Annotated in this window: 11 protein-coding genes; 7 read left to right on the plus strand and 4 right to left on the minus strand. The window is 70.9% G+C overall.

Annotated elements, in window-relative coordinates:
• Positions 1-84: 84 nt before the first annotated feature.
• The 3 genes from ABZ906_RS07105 (at position 85) to ABZ906_RS07115 (ending at position 3,894) form a co-directional block, all read left to right on the plus strand.
• Entirely contained in the window at positions 85-1,107 is a 1,023-nt protein-coding gene (locus ABZ906_RS07105) for a LacI family DNA-binding transcriptional regulator (protein ID WP_361378493.1), read from the plus strand.
• Positions 1,108-1,429: 322 nt separating this feature from the next.
• Entirely contained in the window at positions 1,430-2,767 is a 1,338-nt protein-coding gene (locus ABZ906_RS07110; protein WP_361378496.1) for an MFS transporter, read from the plus strand.
• 80 nt (positions 2,768-2,847) lie between these two features.
• A complete protein-coding gene (locus ABZ906_RS07115; protein ID WP_361378499.1) occupies positions 2,848-3,894 on the plus strand; it encodes a 5'/3'-nucleotidase SurE in 1,047 nt (348 codons plus the stop codon).
• Between the two features lie 96 nt (positions 3,895-3,990).
• On the opposite strand, the gene ABZ906_RS07120 is transcribed toward ABZ906_RS07115, so the two are convergent.
• Positions 3,991-4,701, minus strand: coding sequence for an alpha/beta hydrolase (locus tag ABZ906_RS07120; protein WP_361378502.1), 711 nt, complete (start codon positions 4,699-4,701; stop codon positions 3,991-3,993).
• Between the two features lie 162 nt (positions 4,702-4,863).
• On the opposite strand from ABZ906_RS07120, the gene ABZ906_RS07125 reads away from it, so the two are divergent.
• The 3 genes from ABZ906_RS07125 to ABZ906_RS07135 all read left to right on the plus strand — a co-directional run bounded on the left by ABZ906_RS07125 (position 4,864) and on the right by ABZ906_RS07135 (position 9,834).
• On the plus strand, positions 4,864-7,212 hold the full coding sequence (locus tag ABZ906_RS07125) for a glycoside hydrolase family 3 C-terminal domain-containing protein (RefSeq protein WP_361378505.1): 2,349 nt from the start codon (positions 4,864-4,866) through the stop codon (positions 7,210-7,212).
• A 157-nt stretch (positions 7,213-7,369) separates the two neighbouring features.
• The gene (locus ABZ906_RS07130; RefSeq protein ID WP_361196491.1) at positions 7,370-8,194 is read left to right on the plus strand and encodes a PTS sugar transporter subunit IIA; all 825 of its coding nucleotides are present in this window, start codon (positions 7,370-7,372) and stop codon (positions 8,192-8,194) included.
• A 68-nt stretch (positions 8,195-8,262) separates the two neighbouring features.
• Positions 8,263-9,834, plus strand: a complete 1,572-nt coding sequence (locus ABZ906_RS07135; protein WP_361378508.1) for a PTS ascorbate transporter subunit IIC — start codon at positions 8,263-8,265, stop codon at positions 9,832-9,834.
• A 65-nt stretch (positions 9,835-9,899) separates the two neighbouring features.
• Here ABZ906_RS07135 and ABZ906_RS07140 read toward each other — a convergent pair whose 3' ends face one another.
• Both ABZ906_RS07140 and ABZ906_RS07145 read right to left on the minus strand, forming a co-directional pair.
• Positions 9,900-10,397: an FBP domain-containing protein gene (locus ABZ906_RS07140; protein ID WP_361196485.1), complete on the minus strand. Its 498-nt coding sequence runs from the start codon at positions 10,395-10,397 to the stop codon at positions 9,900-9,902.
• A 64-nt stretch (positions 10,398-10,461) separates the two neighbouring features.
• Complete coding sequence (locus ABZ906_RS07145; protein ID WP_361378511.1) at positions 10,462-12,000, minus strand: MFS transporter; 1,539 nt, start codon at positions 11,998-12,000, stop codon at positions 10,462-10,464.
• 626 nt (positions 12,001-12,626) lie between these two features.
• Here ABZ906_RS07145 and ABZ906_RS07150 point away from each other — a divergent pair.
• Positions 12,627-13,094 (plus strand): nitroreductase family deazaflavin-dependent oxidoreductase, encoded by a 468-nt coding sequence (locus ABZ906_RS07150; RefSeq protein ID WP_361196550.1) that lies wholly within the window; start codon positions 12,627-12,629, stop codon positions 13,092-13,094.
• Positions 13,095-13,144: 50 nt separating this feature from the next.
• On the opposite strand, the gene ABZ906_RS07155 is transcribed toward ABZ906_RS07150, so the two are convergent.
• On the minus strand, positions 13,145-16,081 hold the full coding sequence (locus tag ABZ906_RS07155) for a hypothetical protein (RefSeq protein ID WP_361378514.1): 2,937 nt from the start codon (positions 16,079-16,081) through the stop codon (positions 13,145-13,147).

Here is a 16,081-nt window from a genome sequence, read left to right on the forward strand (position 1 = left end):
GGTCGGACCGATCGGCCCCATGTCCTGTCCGGGGGCGAGACCTCCTTCGCCGCTTGTGTCCCCGCCTCTGCGAAGATGACCGGCATGGCCCCGTCCTCGCCCCGCGCTGTCCGTACCCCGCCGACCAGTAGTGATGTGGCACGCGCCGCCGGAGTGTCGCGGGCCACGGTCTCCTATGTCCTCAACGACACCGAGGGCGGACGGGTCAGCGAGGCAACGCGCGCCCGGGTGCGGGAGGCGGCCCGTCAGCTCGGCTATGTGCCGCACGCCTCCGCGCGGGCCCTGAGGTCCGGGCGCAGCGGGATCGTCCTGCTGACCGCACCGGCGGTCACGGTGGGGCAGCTGTTCGCGCGGGAGTTCTCCGAGCTGCAGCAGGCACTGGCGGAACGGGGCCACACGGCCGTGCTGTACGGCCCGACCGGAACCCCGGGTGCTGCGGCAGGCCGCAGCTGGGCCGAACTGCGGCCCGACGCGGTGCTGTCACTAATGGACGCCAGCCTGGACGAGGACGCCGTGGCCGTACTGCACCAGGCCGGTGTCAAGGTCGTACTCAGCCTCGGCCCCGCGCCGGTCGCGGGCGCCCATGCGCTGGTCACCGACGAGGAGCAGGTCGGCTTCTACGCGGCGAGCCATCTGCTGGCGACCGGCCGCAGGACCCTCGGTGTGGTCATGCCCGCCGATTCCTCGCTGCGCGGATTCGCCGAGCCCCGGCTGGCCGGTGCAGAGCGGGCGGTACGGGGGCATGGCACGGGCACGGTCGTACGGCAGGACCTCGCACTCGACGAGGAAGCGGCATCGCGCTGGGCCCAGCAGTGCGCAGCGGCCGGGATCGACGGCCTGTTCGCGTACAACGACGAGTACGCCGCACTGGCCGTGCGCGCACTGCTGGACAGCGGGGTGCGGGTGCCGGAGGACATCGCGGTCGTGGGCGCGGACGATCTGCTGATCGGCCGGCTGCTCCGCCCCCGGCTCACGACCGTCCATCTGGCCTACATGCCCTCGCGTGAGATCGCCGAGCTGCTGGACCGGCTCATCGGCACCCCCGAAACGCCGCCGGAGACACACGACATGCTCCGCGCACGGCTCGTCGTACGCGAGTCCGCCTGACGCCGCCTGCCTGGCTCGGCCCGAATCCGCGCGACTCCGACTGGCTCTGCCCGAATCCGCGCGACTCCGCCTGACTGCGCCTGACTGCGCCTAGCTCTGCCCGACTTCACCTGACTGCGCCTGACTCCGCCCCCGGCGAGCATTCGAAGCCTTCAACCTCTCAACACGTTCACCGCTGTGAGCACACTCCCGCCTTAAGTAACGAAACCATCGCGGGCAGCGCGACACCTTCCCACGCTTACACGTGTCATCTACGCTCCTGCGGAACGCGTGCCCCCAGACGCGTCCCGTTCTCTTAGGCATCGCCTTTCAAGGGGCCCTCATGAGTCATTCACTTCCTGCAGACGCGCCCGCGACCCCCGTGGCGGATCACGCGGGCGCGACCGTCGACGAGCCCGTCGTCAGCTCACGGCTGCGTCTGCTGTACCTCACGCTGCCGGTCGCCAACGTCGCCCTGTATCTGCTCTGGTTCGGCGTGGGCAGCTTTCTGCTCCCTCTCCAGGTCGCTCGCATCACCGGCACGAACGACACCGCTGCCCTGTCCACGGCCAGCACCATCGGCGCCGTCCTCGCGACCGTGGGCAACCCGGTCTTCGGGCAGCTCTCCGACCGCACCCGCTCCCGGCTCGGCCGCCGCGCCCCCTGGATCCTGCTCTGCGCCTTCCTCGGGGCCCTGGCCCTGGTCGCGCAGGCCCATGCCGCGAGCATCGCCATGCTCGGACTGAGCTGGGGCGTGGTGCAGTTCATCATGAACGGCTACCAGGCCGCCCTCACCGCCACGTTGCCCGACCGGGTGCCTCCCGCCCGGTACGGAACCTTCTCCGCGCTGGTGGGCCTTGGCATACCCCTCGGTACCATTGCCGCGGCGCTGGTGATCGGCGGAGTGCCGGGCGTGAAGTTCGGCCTGGACGGAGTGATCGGCGGCTTCGGCGGCCGGTTCGCCGGGGAGAACGGGTACTACCTGATCGCGCTGGCCGTCTTCGCGGCCGCCGTCATCTTCGTGATCGTGTCGCCGGACCGGGACGCGCGCGCCCTGCCCCGCGAGCGGTTCTCCTTCAGGGCCTTCCTCGCCAACTTCTGGGTCAGCCCCAGGAATCACCCCGACTTCGGCTGGGCGTTCCTCTCGCGCCTGGGCGTCATGCTGGGTTACTTCATCGTCCTCACGTACAACATGTTCCTGCTCGCCGAACACATCAAGATCCCACCGCGGGACCTGTTGCCGACGGTCGGTTTCCTGATGATCGTCAACGCCCTGTGCACGGTGATCGCCTCCGTTCTGGCGGGCCCGATCGCCGACCGGGTCGGCAGGGTCAAGCCCTTCGTGCTCACGTCCGGGATCGCCGCCGCGCTCGCGCTGACCCTGCCGATGCTGTGGCCCACCGAGGGCGGCATGCTCGCGTACAACATCGCCGGCGGCCTTGCCTTCGGGGTGTACATGGCCGTCGACATGGCTCTGATCACCAAGGTCCTGCCGCGCAGCGAGGACGCGGGCAAGGACATGGGCGTCATCAACATCGCCAACGCGGGGCCCCAGATCCTGGCCCCCTCCATCGCCGGCTGGATCGTCGCCGCCGGCGGCTACGAAGCCCTCTTTCCGATCGCCGCCCTCTTCTCGCTCGTCGGCGCGCTGGGCGTGCTGCGCGTGCGCGGTGTCCGGTGAACAGTCGGCCGTCCCGCCCAACACCGCCCGCGCTTCGCCCACTTGCCCCGTCACCCCACCGCTCTCCGAGGAACCTCACCGTGAACCGACGCAGGACACTCGCCGCCCTGACCGCCACGAGCGCCATGCTGCTGGCCTGCACCCAGGCACAGGCCGCCCCCGGCCGACCGCAGTCCGGACATGACCGGCCCCCGCTCGCCGGCCTGCGCGTCCTGCTCAGCAACGACGACTCCATGCAGATGGCCCGCCCCAACGCCTCCGACGGCAAGGGCCTGTACGAGGTGCGCCGCGCTCTGTGCGCGGCCGGCGCGGACGTCGTCGTCATGGCCCCGTGGGCCAACCAGAGCGGCGCGGGCACCAGCGCGGCGAGCGGTGGCCAACTGACCGTCCAGCGCAGGACCGCGCTGCCCGCCGGGTACACGAACGACTGCTCGGGAGCGCCCGCCGGCGGCGCGGTGTACGGGGTCTGCAAGGGGGCGTCCCCCTGCGGGCAGTCCACACCGAGCGCGACACCCGCCGACACCGTGCGCCTTGGTATCAACGGCGGGCTTGCCGCCAAGGCCGGCTGGAAGGACGGCCCGGACCTGGTCGTCACCGGCAGCAACTTCGGCCCGAACGTCGCCTCGGTCGTCAACGAGTCGGGCACGCTCGGCGCCGCGCTCGCCGCGATCGACGAGGGCGTACCCGCCGTCGCCCTCAACAGCGCGTACGACCCCGCCGTCACCGACTCCTTCGAGGTCGCGGACCACACCTACCGCCGGACCGCCGCCTACGGGGCCGAGTTCATCGCCGGTCTGCGCGAACGCCATCTGCTCGCATCGAAGTACGTGGTCAACGTGAACTATCCGCACCGGGCTCAGCAGCAGCGGCCCCGCGGGGCGGCCTGGACGTCCGTCGGCACGCAAAAGATCCTCGGCCTGCACTACACGGCCAAGGGCGACACGTTCACCATCGGCGCGGAGCTGTGCGTTCCGCGCTCACCGGACTGCCGCCCCGAGACCAAGCCCCGGGCGGACTTCACGCTGCTCCAGCAGGGCTACGTCACCGTGACGCCGATCAGCCCGGACCGTACGTACACCGGCCGGGCGACGCGGGGTCTGGAGCGCTTCGTGCGCGCTGGGCACTGATAGGCCGGGGTGGGGGCGGCGCGGCCCGCTCCGCCGCTCCCACCCCCCATCACGGGCCAAGCCCCTTTGTCCCGGGGCCAGCTGTCAGAGGCGAGCTCAGATCCAGCCGTCCAGGGACTTCAGGAAGGCCTGCGGGTCGTCGCGGTGAATGCAGTGTCCCGCCCGCGGCACCCGGCACACCTCAAAGCCGCGTTCCTCCAGCTGTGCCACGCCCCGCGAGTCGATGCACAGGCTGGGATCGGCGAGCTGCACCAGTGACGGCACCACGGCCGACTCCGGCAGGTAGCTCTGCTCGAACCGCTCCACGCACGACAGGAATTCGGGGTCGAACAGCGCGAAGCCCGACAGCTCCGCCGCCACATCCTCCGGTGACCACCGCGGGTTCATGGCGCTGACGCTCTCGGCGGTCGCGGAGGCGACCATGTGCCGCATGCCCGCGTGCGCTCCAGCTGGCACGTTGCGCAGCAGGAAGCCGGGGTCGGAGTACACGGCGCGCTTCGGCCGCAGGCGGGAGGCGGCCAAGGCGAGGGACAGTCCGCCCAGCGAGTGCCCGATCGCCACGTCCGCGCCGACCGGCAGGTTCTCCACCAAGTCCGCGGCCAGCAGCTCCGGTCGGTACTCGCCGCGCGGGCTGCGGCCGTGGCCACGCAGATCGGGGGCCACGACCCGGTAGCCGAGGCCGACGAGGTGCTCCTCGACCGCATGCCAGGTGCGGTGGTCGGACATGCCGCCGTGGATCAGCAGCGCGACCTTGTCAGCAGCGGCGGCACCGTCACGGGTGCCGCTCTCATGAATGTTCAGCTTCATCGATGGAAGCCCTTCCACAGAGGTGATTACACGTGTAAGCATTCTTAAGGCACAGAGCACCCGCCAGGCAAGAGACCCACACCAGCCACACCCGCCCCTCCCACGCACACCCTCACAGTCACGCCCAAGTCACGCCCAAGTCCGCCCATAGGAGGCACCGCCATGCCCGAACCCAGCGTCACGGCACCACAGGCCACCACAACCGACCCCGACCGGACGCGCACACCGGCGCCCAAGGCGAACGCCACACGCCTCGACATCCCGGCGCTGATCGCCCGACTCACGCTCAAGGAGAAGGCAGAGCTGCTCGACGGGTCGGACTTCTGGCACACGCAGCCCGTCGAACGGCTCGGCATTCCGGCGATCATGCTGTCCGACGGCCCGCACGGCCTGCGCAAGCAACAGGAGGGCGGCGACCACCTCGGCCTCCTCGACAGCGTCCCCGCCACCTGCTTCCCGCCCGCCGCAGGCCTCGCCTCCAGCTGGGACACCGCCCTGCTCACCCGCGTGGGAGAGGCGATCGGCCGCGAGTGCCGTGCCGAGCGCGTCGCCGTCGTCCTGGGCCCCGGCATCAACATGAAGCGCTCGCCCTTGTGCGGCCGCAACTTCGAGTACTACTCCGAGGATCCGGCGCTCGCCGGTGCGCTCGGCACCGCATTCACCCGCGGCGTGCAGAGCCAAGGCGTCGGCGTGTCCGTCAAGCACTACGCCGCCAACAACCAGGAGACCGAGCGCATGACGGTCTCCGCCGAGGTCGACGAGCGGACCCTGCGCGAGATCTACCTGCCCGCGTTCGAAACCGTGGTCACCGAGGCACGGCCGTGGACGGTCATGTCCTCGTACAACAAGATCAACGGCACGTACGTCGCCGAGAGCCGCGCCCTTGTCACCGAGATCCTGCGCGAGGAGTGGGGCTTCGACGGGCTCGTGGTGTCCGACTGGGGCGGTATCAGCCGCCGCGCACGAGCCCTGACCGCGGGCGTCGACCTGGAGATGCCCTCCTCCGGCGGAACGGGCACCCGGGACATCCTCACAGCGGTCCGGTCCGGAGAGCTCACCGAAGACGACCTCGATCGCGCGGTCACCCGCGTGCTGACGCTCGTCGACCGTGCCGAGGCAGCGGGCGACGCCGGTCGGACCTTCGACGCCGATGCCCACCACCGTCTCGCGCGCGAGGCCGCCGTCGCAGGCGCCGTACTGCTCAAGAACGACCAGGGCATCCTGCCGCTGAACCCCGCAGACGGCGGACGGATCGCCGTGATCGGCGAGTTCGCCCGCACGCCCCGCTTCCAGGGCGCAGGCTCGTCCCAGGTCAACCCGACGCGCGTCGACTCGGCGCTCGACGCCCTGCGCACCGCCGTCGACGGCCGCCGCGAAGTGGCCTTCGCTCCCGGCTTCGTGGTGGAGTCCGAGGCAGCAGATCCCGCTCTCGTCGCCGAGGCCGTGCGCACAGCGGAAGGCGCCGACGCCGTCGTGCTCTTTCTCGGTCTGCCTCCCTCCTATGAGTCCGAGGGATACGACCGCACCCACATGGACCTGCCCGACCACCAGATCGACCTCCTGAACGCCGTCGCGGAGGCCAACCCGCGCCTCGTGGTGGTCCTCACCAACGGCTCTGTCGTCCGCCTGACGCCGTGGCAGGACCGGGCACAGGCGGTGCTGGAGGGCTGGCTGTCCGGTCAGGCGGGCGGCAGCGCCGTCGCCGATCTCCTCCTGGGTGCCGCCATACCCTCGGGCAAGCTCGCCGAGACCATCCCGCTGCGCCTCGAGGACAACCCGACGCTGGGCAACTTCCCCGGAGCCTTCGGCCGAGTCCACTACGGAGAAGGCCTGCTCATCGGCTACCGCTGGTACGACACACGTCAGATGCCCGTCGCCTATCCCTTCGGCCACGGCCTGTCCTACACGACGTTCGCCTACGACGACCTCAAGGTCCTCATCCGGTCCGACGGAGCGGAGCCGCAGGTCAACATCACCGTCACGGTCACCAACACGGGTGACCGGCCGGGCACCGAGACGGTGCAGGTCTACGTCACGGACCACGAATCGACCGTTTCCCGGCCGGCGCAGGAACTGCGTGCGTTCGCGCGGGTCGCCCTGGAGCCCGGCGAGAGCCGCCCGGTCACCCTCAGCCTCGGCAAGCGGGCCTTCGCCTTCTGGAACGAGGCCCTGAACCGGTGGGCCGTGGAGGGCGGCAGCTTCGGCCTGCGCGTCGGCGCCTCATCCCGCGACATCCGCCTGGAGACCACGATCGGGCTGACCGGCGACGACCTGGTCCTCCCGCTCCGGTCCGACTCTTCGGCCGAGGAGTGGCTGTCCCACTCCGAGGCCGGTCCCTGGCTCCGCGCGGCCATCGGGGACGAAGGCTTCGGCGCCATCATGGCCGACCCGCACAACGGGCAGATGATCCGGGCGATACCGCTGCAACGGCTCTCCCGCTTCCCGGGCTTCCCGCTCAGCGAGGAGCAGATCGACGAAGCGGTCACACGATTCGCGGCCGCCGCGAGCTGACGCACGTGTGCGGGCTCTTCGCCCACCCCGCCGCCACGGAGCGCGGGCGAGGAGCAAGCCGTGCGGAGAAACAGGTGACGAAAGGACGCGACACGTCACCTCAGGAGCCCGACCGAATCTTCATCAGTTTCGCGCTTCGATGAGGTATCCCTGCCTCATGCCCCAGCTCACCGAACTGCTCCCGGTCGAGGCCATCCGCCTCGACGTTCCCGCTCCCGACTGGCAGGGCGCCATCCGTGCCGCCGGGGACCTGCTGGTCACGAACGGCGTCAGTACGGACGCCTACACCCAGGAGATGCTCCGTTCGGTGGAGGAGAACGGGCCGTACATCGTCGTCGCTCCCGGCTTCGCCTTCGCCCATGCACGGCCATCGCCCGCCGTGCATCGCACCGGCATGTCCTGGGTGCGCCTGGTCGAGCCCGTTCCCTTCGGCCACGAGACGAACGACCCGGTGCGCCTGGTCGTCGCCCTGGCCGCGACGGACGCCTCCGCGCACACGCAGGCGATGGGCGCCCTCGCCCGGCTGCTCGCCGACCCGGAGACGGTGGAGGCCCTCGACCAGGCACCGACCCCCGAGTCGGTGCGGCAGATCCTCGTACGGGCCGAGGAACCCGCCGAGTCGGCCGAGCCGGTCGCGCCATCGGGGCCCGCGGCCACCGAGTCCGCGGCGACCGAGTCCGCGGGCGGCTCCGGCGGCACACACACGATCCTGACCGTCTGCGGCAACGGCGTCGGAACGAGCCTGTTCCTCAAGTCGACGCTCGACAAGGTGCTCGACCGCTGGAAGTGGTCCCGCTACATCAACACCGAGGCAACCGACACCATCTCCGCCAAGGGCAAGGCCTCGGAGGCCGTCGCCATCCTGACCTCGCGGGAGATCGCCAGGGCCCTGGGCGACGTGGGTGTGCCGGTACGGGTGATCGAGGACTTCACGAACACCAGGGAAGTGGACGCCGCGCTGCGCGAGCTGTACGACGTCTGAACCCACCAACCGCCGCCCCTCCCCCACGCTCCGTCCCCGCCGCACCTCCAGAACATCCCGGGAACCCCATGAACGTCCTCGTCGACATCGCGAAATTCATCGTCAATGAAATCCTCGCCGTCCCCGCCTATCTCATCGGCATCATCACCGCCGTCGGCCTCATCGCCCTGAAGAAGTCGACCGGCCAGGTCGTCGGCGGCGCCATCAAGGCGACGCTCGGCTTCCTCCTGATCGGCGCGGGTGCCACCCTGGTCACCGCCTCGCTCGAACCGCTCGGCAAGATGATCACCGGCTCGACCGGCTCACACGGCGTCATCCCCACCAACGAGGCCATCGTCGGCATCGCCCAGGCCGAGTACGGCTCAAGGGTGGCGTGGCTGATGATCCTCGGGTTCCTCGTCAGCCTGCTCCTGGCGCGCTTCACACCGCTCTCGTACGTGTTCCTGACCGGCCATCACATGCTGTTCATGGCAACGCTCCTGACGATGGTCCTCGCCACGGCGGGCGTCACCTCATGGGTCGTGGTGGTGGCGGGCGGCGTCCTGCTCGGCATCATGCTGGTCGCGATGCCGGCCTTCGCCCACCCCTGGACCAAACGCGTCACCGGCAACAACACCATCGCCGTCGGGCACTTCGGTACGGCGGGCTACATCGTCTCCGGCGCGACCGGACAGGCCATCGGCAAAAAGAGCCGTTCCACTGAGGAGATGAACCTCCCCGAGGGCCTGCGCTTCCTGCGCGACTCGATGGTGGCAACGGCCCTGTCCATGGTCCTCATCTACATGATCATGGCCATCGTCTTCCTGACCAAGGCCGGCAGGACAGAAGCGTTCCAGGCGTACTCCTCGGGGAAGGGCGATCCCGGCTCGACCGGCATCGGCAACTACCTGATGTCCTCGCTCGGCCAGGGCCTCCAGTTCGGCATCGCCGTGGCCGTCATCCTCTTCGGCGTGCGCACGATCCTCGGCGAACTCGTCCCCGCCTTCCAGGGAATCGCCCAGAAGGTCGTGCCCGGAGCCATCCCCGCCCTGGACGCGCCCATCGTCTTCCCCTACGCGCAGAACGCCGTCCTGGTCGGCTTCATCTGCTCCTTCACCGGCGGTCTGGTGACCCTGGGGCTGCTGGCCGGGGTCCTCAATCCCGCCTTCGGTACGGCTCTTGTCCTGCCCGGCCTTGTCCCGCACTTCTTCACCGGCGGCGCGGCGGGCGTCTTCGGCAACGCGACGGGCGGCCGCCGTGGCGCCGCCGTCGGCGCGTTCCTCAACGGCGTCCTGATCACCCTCCTGCCGGCGTTCCTGCTCGGAGTACTGGGCTCCTTCGGTTCGGCCAACACGACGTTCGGGGACGCCGACTTCGGCTGGTTCGGCCTGATCATCGGCAACACGGCGAAGGCCGGTTCGGTGGCAGGCATCGTCCTGATGCTCCTGATCGGCGTCGTCATCCTCGTCGCCGCCATCGCCTGGCAGAAGAAGGTCGTCGACACCGGCTGGGACCCGGGCGCCGGGCGCGACAAGTTCCTGCCTCCGCCGGCGCGGGAGACCTCCGGGTCCCGGGAGACCTCGGACCCGACCTCGCCCCGGTCCTACGCGAAGATCGCCCCGCCGGCGGGCGCGCCGAAGCCGCCTCCGCCGCCGGACTAGGAGCGGACAGGGGCTCGGCGACGATGGTCGTCGAGCCCCTGTCGGCCTCAGCGGCAGACCCGCTCTCAGTGGATGACCCGCTCCACGAACGCGTCGAGGTTGTCGCGCAGGCGCTCGATCTGCTGCTCGACGGTGAGGGACTCCTCCATGCGCCCGCCCGGTGCCGGCTTCTTCCTGCCCCGTACGTACAACGAGCAGTCCAGGTCGGAGCAGATGTAGAGGCCCACCGAGTTGCCCTGGCGGCCGGCCGGACCTGCCTTGGGGGCGGTCATGAGGGAGACGCCGCTGCCCGGATGTGTGGTCAGGCACAGCGAGCACATGCTGCGGCGCAGGAAGCCGCGATTGCCGGAGGCGGAGCGCAGGGACAGGCCGACGAGTTCACCGGCGCGTTCGACGACGAGATATTTGCGATCGGGCGCGGACAGATCGAACCAGCCCAGGAAGTCCAGGTCGTCCCAGCGGTCGAGGTCCGCCAGGTTCTTGGGCAGGGGGAGGCGTTTGGCCTCGCCTTTCGAGCAGTTGACGAACGAGGTACGGATGTCGTGCTCGGTCAGGGGTTTCATGGCGGATCCTTCGGGGGGGGGTTGGGCGAGGGGTGAGTGGACGGTGGCGGGGCGCGACCCCGGCTCACTGGGCCGGTGCGTCGTCTCCGGCGTGCTTCGGCGTCTTGGGCCGTACGGTCAGGCCCGCCACCAGGGCGGCGAGCAGCAGGACGCCCGCCGAGCACCAGTAGGCGACGGAGAAGCCGTGCACCATGCCTTCGTCGAGGGTCGTGCCGCCGTGGGCCGCGTCCTGCGCGTGGACGTAACGGCTGGTGGCGCCGGTGGCGATGGTGTTGAGCAGTACGGTTCCCAGCGAAGCGCCCATCTGTTGAACGGTGTTGAGGGCAGCCGAGGCCACACCCGCGTCCTGCGCGGGCACGCCGGCGGTGGCCGTCGCGTAGACCGGCATGAAGGTCAGGCCCATGCCCAGACCGAGCAGCAGCAGGGCGGGCAGCACGTGCGGCACGTACTGCGCGTGCACGGTCAGGCGGCTGAGCAGCACCATGCCTGCGGCGGCCAGCACCATGCCGGACGACATCAGGATGCGCGGCGCCGTGCGTGGCAGCAGGCGGGCCGCGATCTGGGTCGCGCCGACGACGATCCCGGCCGAGATCGGCACGAAGGCCAGGCCGGTCCGCACGGGCGGGTAGCCGAGGACGATCTGCAGGTAGTACGTCAGGAACAGGAAGACGCCGAACATGCCGACGGTGGCCAGGCCCATTGTCGCGAACGCTCCGGCCCGGACACGGTCCTTGACGATGCGCAGCGGCAGCAGCGGGCTCGCCGCGCGGGTCTGCCACCACACGAAGGCGGCGAGCAGGATCACGCCGGCCACGAGCAGGGTGAGCACCGGCGGGCTGGTCCAGCCGCGGGGTTCGGCCTCGCTGAAGCCGTACACGAGGGCGACGAGCCCGCCGCAGCCAAGGAGCGCGCCCGGCACGTCCAGGTGCCCGCCCCGGCGGCCGGAGCGGTCGCGCAGGAAGGCCGGTGCGCCGAGCAGCGCGGCCAGTGCGATGGGCACGTTGACGTACAGGGACCAGCGCCAGTTCAGGTACTCGGTCAGGAGACCGCCCACGATCAGCCCGACCGCGCTGCCGCCGCCGGCCAGCGCACCGTAGACCCCGAACGCCTTGGCCCGCTCCTTGGGGTCGGTGAACGTCGTCGTCAGCAGTGAGAGGGCGGAGGGCGCCAGGAGCGCCGCGAACGCGCCTTGCAGGGCCCGCGCCGCGAACAGCATCCAGGGACCGGCCGCCGCGCCGCCCAGCGCGGAGGCCGCGGCGAACCCGGCCAGGCCGATGACGAAGGTGCGCTTGCGGCCCACCAGGTCGGCGATCCGGCCGCCGAGCAGCAGCAGCCCGCCGAAGGCCAGCGTGTAGGCGGTGATGACCCACTGCCGGTCGCCGTCGGACATGCCGAGGGCGCTCTGGGCGGAGGGCAGTGCGATGTTCACGATGGTGCCGTCGAGGATCACCATCAGCTGGGCGAGAGCGATGACGGCCAGCGCCCACCAGCGCTTCGGATCCGGTGCCGGAGTCTGGGCGGGAGCCTCGCGGTCCGGGGAACGGTCGGTGGCCTTGGAGGGGACGGGCGGTAGGGATTCCCCTCGGGGACGTTTCTTGCTCATGGCGATCACGCATGTTTCGTGTCGAAGTGCTGTCGAGACAGCCGGCCAGGGACGGTCGCAGTGGTGACGACGGGCCGGTGTACGCAGCACGGGAACACGGCATGGCGGCGCTCTTGCGGGCCGTGCGGCGGAGAGTGCCGAGATCACGGTGACCAGCAAAAGAAAGGCCCGTCTTCGGGCGCGCGCCCCCGCGGCCCGCGCGGCGACAAACCGCGCAGGCCAGGACATCTCGTGACGCGGCATCTCAGGAAGACGCCGACGACAAGAAACAAAAAGGGGGAAGTGTTACCGCGCGCCGCAGAGGAGGGAGGGCACACGGCCTGAGGCAACTATGGCCGCAACGCATTCAGCACGGTCCATGTCTCTCGCCTCCTTCCGGGCAGGGCACGCGGTGCGTGTCGACGCCGAGCGCGCCGAGTGGGGCGGCAGAGGACCTGCCGCGTGAAATCTGGGACAGGCTATCTCATCCATGCCACCGCGCCACCGGATTTTCCGACGGCCCGCACACGCGGAAGGGGTGTGACACTGTCCGGCAAACGCACCCGGCGGTGCGGCGAGGATGAATCCGGGCGGTGTCCGTGTTGAACCGCGCAACACAGTCCGTACGCGACGACAGGCGGATCACGATGCCTCTTGAGGGCGAGTACGAGCCGAGTCCGGCACAGTGGGTGCGCGACCAAGTCGAGCTGTACGAGAGCACGGGCGGCACGCAGGGGGCGACGCTGTGGGACACGGGCCTGCCCGTCGTCATCCTCACGACGCGCGGCGCGAAGAGCGGCAAGATCCGCAAGATTCCGCTGATGCGCGTGGAACACGAGGGACGGTATGCGGCGGTGGCCTCCAAGGGCGGCTTCCCGCGCCACCCCGTCTGGTACTTCAACCTCCGGTCCGACCCGCGCGTGGAACTCCAGGACGGTTCCGTACGCCGGGACATGACGGCCCGTGAGATCACCGGGGACGAGAAGGCCCAGTGGTGGCAGCGCGCGGTCGCCGCGTATCCGCCGTACGCCGAGTACCAGGAGAAGACCGACCGCGTGATCCCCGTCTTCGTCCTGGAACCCGCGGCAGCAGCGGCAGACGTGCCGCCGTCGTGACCGAGGTCCGGCGCCGGAGAGACTTCCGCCCCGGCGCCGGACCCGTCCCGTTACTCCTCGTCGCGCAAGCGGGCGGCCAAGGCAGTGAGCGGCTCGGTGTCCTCTGCGTGCCCCAGGTCGATCAGGCGGGAGATCGCCGCGTCGAGGCGGGTGAGGGCGGGGTCGGGGCGTTCCAGGTAGATGCCCTCCACGGCACTCGCGAGACGGACGCACTCGGCCCACTCACCGGCACGGTCCTCATCGTCCGCTCCCGGTTCGCCGAGCAGGGCCAGTGCCTTCTCCAACGCCGCCAGGGCGTCTTCGTAGGCACCGGCGTGGGCGTTGACCCGCCCGTATTCGTAGGCAAGGGCGGTGTCCAGGGAGCGGCCGTGGGCCTCGTAGTCGGCGGCGCGGGCCTGGTCGGCGATCCCGCCTGCGTCGGCGAGATAGGTGAGGGCGTCGGCCAGGCCGTCGGGGCCCTGCCGGCGGGTCTGGAGGCGGGCGAGTTCGCGCAGGCAGTTGCTGAGCTGTTCGTAACGAGGGGCCCGGGCGTGGGCGGCGAGCGCCTGGTCGACGGCCTGGCGGGCCCGGTCGAACTCGCCGGACTCGCCGAGGAGTACGGCCGTCTCTCCGGCGATCATGGCGTGGCTCGCCGGGTCGTCGTCCCAGCCGGCTGATTCGGCCGCGAGGGCGACGAACTCCGCCGTAGCGGCCTTGAGGTCCTCCCCCGCGTGCAGCGCACGGGCGCGGATCAGGCGCAGTTGGGCCGCGAGCCGGTCGTCAAGCTCTCCGCCGGCGACGTCCGGTTCGGCCAGGAGGGAGTCGAGCAGGGCGATGCAGTCCTCGATGCGTCCCAGGTCGAGGCTGAGCTGGGCCGCGTTGCTGTAGGTGCAGAACGCGTCGGTCCGGTTGCCGTGGCGAAGGTCCAGTTCCGCCGACCGCGTCAGGTGCCGCAGTGCCTCGTCGGGGCGGTCCAGGTGCATACAGACTTCGGCCAGGTCGCCGTGGAAACGGGTGGTGTCGACCGTTTCGGCCGGCCAGTCGGCGGCCAGGCGCAGGCCCTCGGTCAGGTCCGCGTGTGCGGCCCGCACGTCTCTCAGGCCCAGCTGGAGTCGGCCGCGCAGGCCGAGCGTGCGGGGCAGGTACCAGGCGGGGCCGTGCGTCTTGAGTTCGTCGAGGAGGGCGTCGGCCTCGGTGACCGCGGCGAGCAGGGCGCCGGAGATGGCGTGGGTGGTGGCCCGCAGCAGCCGGGCGTTGGCGATCTGGCCGGTGAGGTCGTGCCGGGTGGCGAAGTCCTGCAGCAGGTTGATCTCGGCGAAGGCCGGTTCGGTGTACTCGGGGCTTCGGGTCGTCTGCAGGCGCAGGCCGAGCGCGGTCGCGCGCAGGCGCAGCAGGCGGGCCTCCTGATAGGGGGCGAGGTCGGGTGTCTGCTCGTGCAGGCCCACCATGGTCGCGTGGGCGGCGGTCAGCGCGGTTGCCCCGGCCTCGGTCCCGTCGTCGTCCGGGTCGGGGATCTGGGCCGCGGCGAGCAGGGCGCAGGCGCGGGCGAGTGCCGCGTGGCCCGGTGCGCCGGCGTCTTCGTACAGGCCGGCGGCCTCTTCGTGGAGTGCGGCGGCGTCGGCGTAGTCGTCCTTTTGGGCGGACCGGTTCGCCTCGTCGGTCAGCAGGTCCGCGCGCAGCTGGGCAAGCGGGCCCACGGCCGGGTCCCCGGGGTGGGTGTAGGAGCGTGCGGTGGCGAGCGTGCGCAGCCGCTTCCAGCAGGCCCCCGCGTCCGGGTGCCCCTGCTCGTCCAGGGCCCGCGCCCGGAGGATGAGTTCGGGCAGCGACTCGGGGAGGGCGGCGGTCGTCCGGGCTGCGGGCGGGGCGACCGGCGCGGCGGGGGCCGCTTCGTCGAGGCCCCGGGTGCGCAGGGTCAGTTCCAGCGCGTCCAGGAGCGGGGCGCGGTCGAGGCGGGCCCTGCGTTCGTCGGTGTGAGCGGTGGTTCCGTTGCGGGTGTCGAAGCGGGCGGCGAGGTCATCGGCTCGGCTGCGCACCTCGGCGCGCAGGCCGGCTGCCGTCCAGGTGCGTCCCGCGTATCCCGCGGCGGGCAGGTCGCCGTGTCCGAGGAGTTCGACGCGCTGCAGGAGGACTTCGACGCCGGTGAGGAAGTCGAGCAGGTCCAGCGGCGAGTCCACCTCCTCGAACAGGCTCCGGTTCTCGGCGAGCAGTTCCAGACCGCGTGCCTCGTTGCCGGTGAGCGCGCAGAACTCCAGGTGCCTGCCGACCTCCCCGGACATCGCGGGGTTGCGGCGGCAGCCGCGGTAGCCGGCCAGGTGCAGGGCACGGGCCCGCTCGGTCTGTCCGGTGCGTACCAGGGGCAACAGCGCGTGGGAGATGGAGCGGGCCGGCTCCTCCTGGCAGGATTCCTTCCCCGCGAGGACCGGTTCCCAGGCGCGCAGCGCCCGCGCGTCGTCGCCCGCCGCCAGGTGGTGGCGGGCGCGCCCGCAGATCTCGCAGGCCTCGCAGTCGCTGAACGGGGTGCGGGTGCGGCCCGCCCACAGCTCGTAGGCGAGGTCCGTGTCCTGACCGAGGTGGACGGCCAGGTGGTAGGCCTGTCCGTAGTAGGGCTGGAGGCCGAGGCCGGCCTTCGCGTAGCGGTCGCGCATCTCGGTGAGCCACTGGTGCAGGCTGGACAGCGGTATCTCGGGCAGGGCGCGCAGCGCGCTGGCCACCCATTTGAACCGCCAGAACAGCAGGTGGCGCAGCCGCTCGTCGAAGACGTCGGGCTGCTCGTCGAAGAGGGTGAGCAGGCGGGCGAAGACGACCGGCGACTTACGGGGTTCGGAGCCGTAGGTGTAGGCCTCCTGGAGTTCGAGCAGCGCGTGGATGAGCGGGACGGGCTGGGCGAACTGCTCGGCGGCGTCGACCAGTTCCTCGGCGGTGACGGTGCGGGTGCGGCCGTAGGGGCGCCGGTCGTTCTCCTGGAGCGCCTCGTACAGCGCGTCGGTGGTCTGGGGTGCGGTCGGCAT

The sequence above is a fragment of the Streptomyces sp. NPDC046925 genome, from assembly GCF_040644915.1.
In the GTDB taxonomy this organism is placed as follows: Bacteria; Actinomycetota; Actinomycetes; order Streptomycetales; family Streptomycetaceae; genus Streptomyces.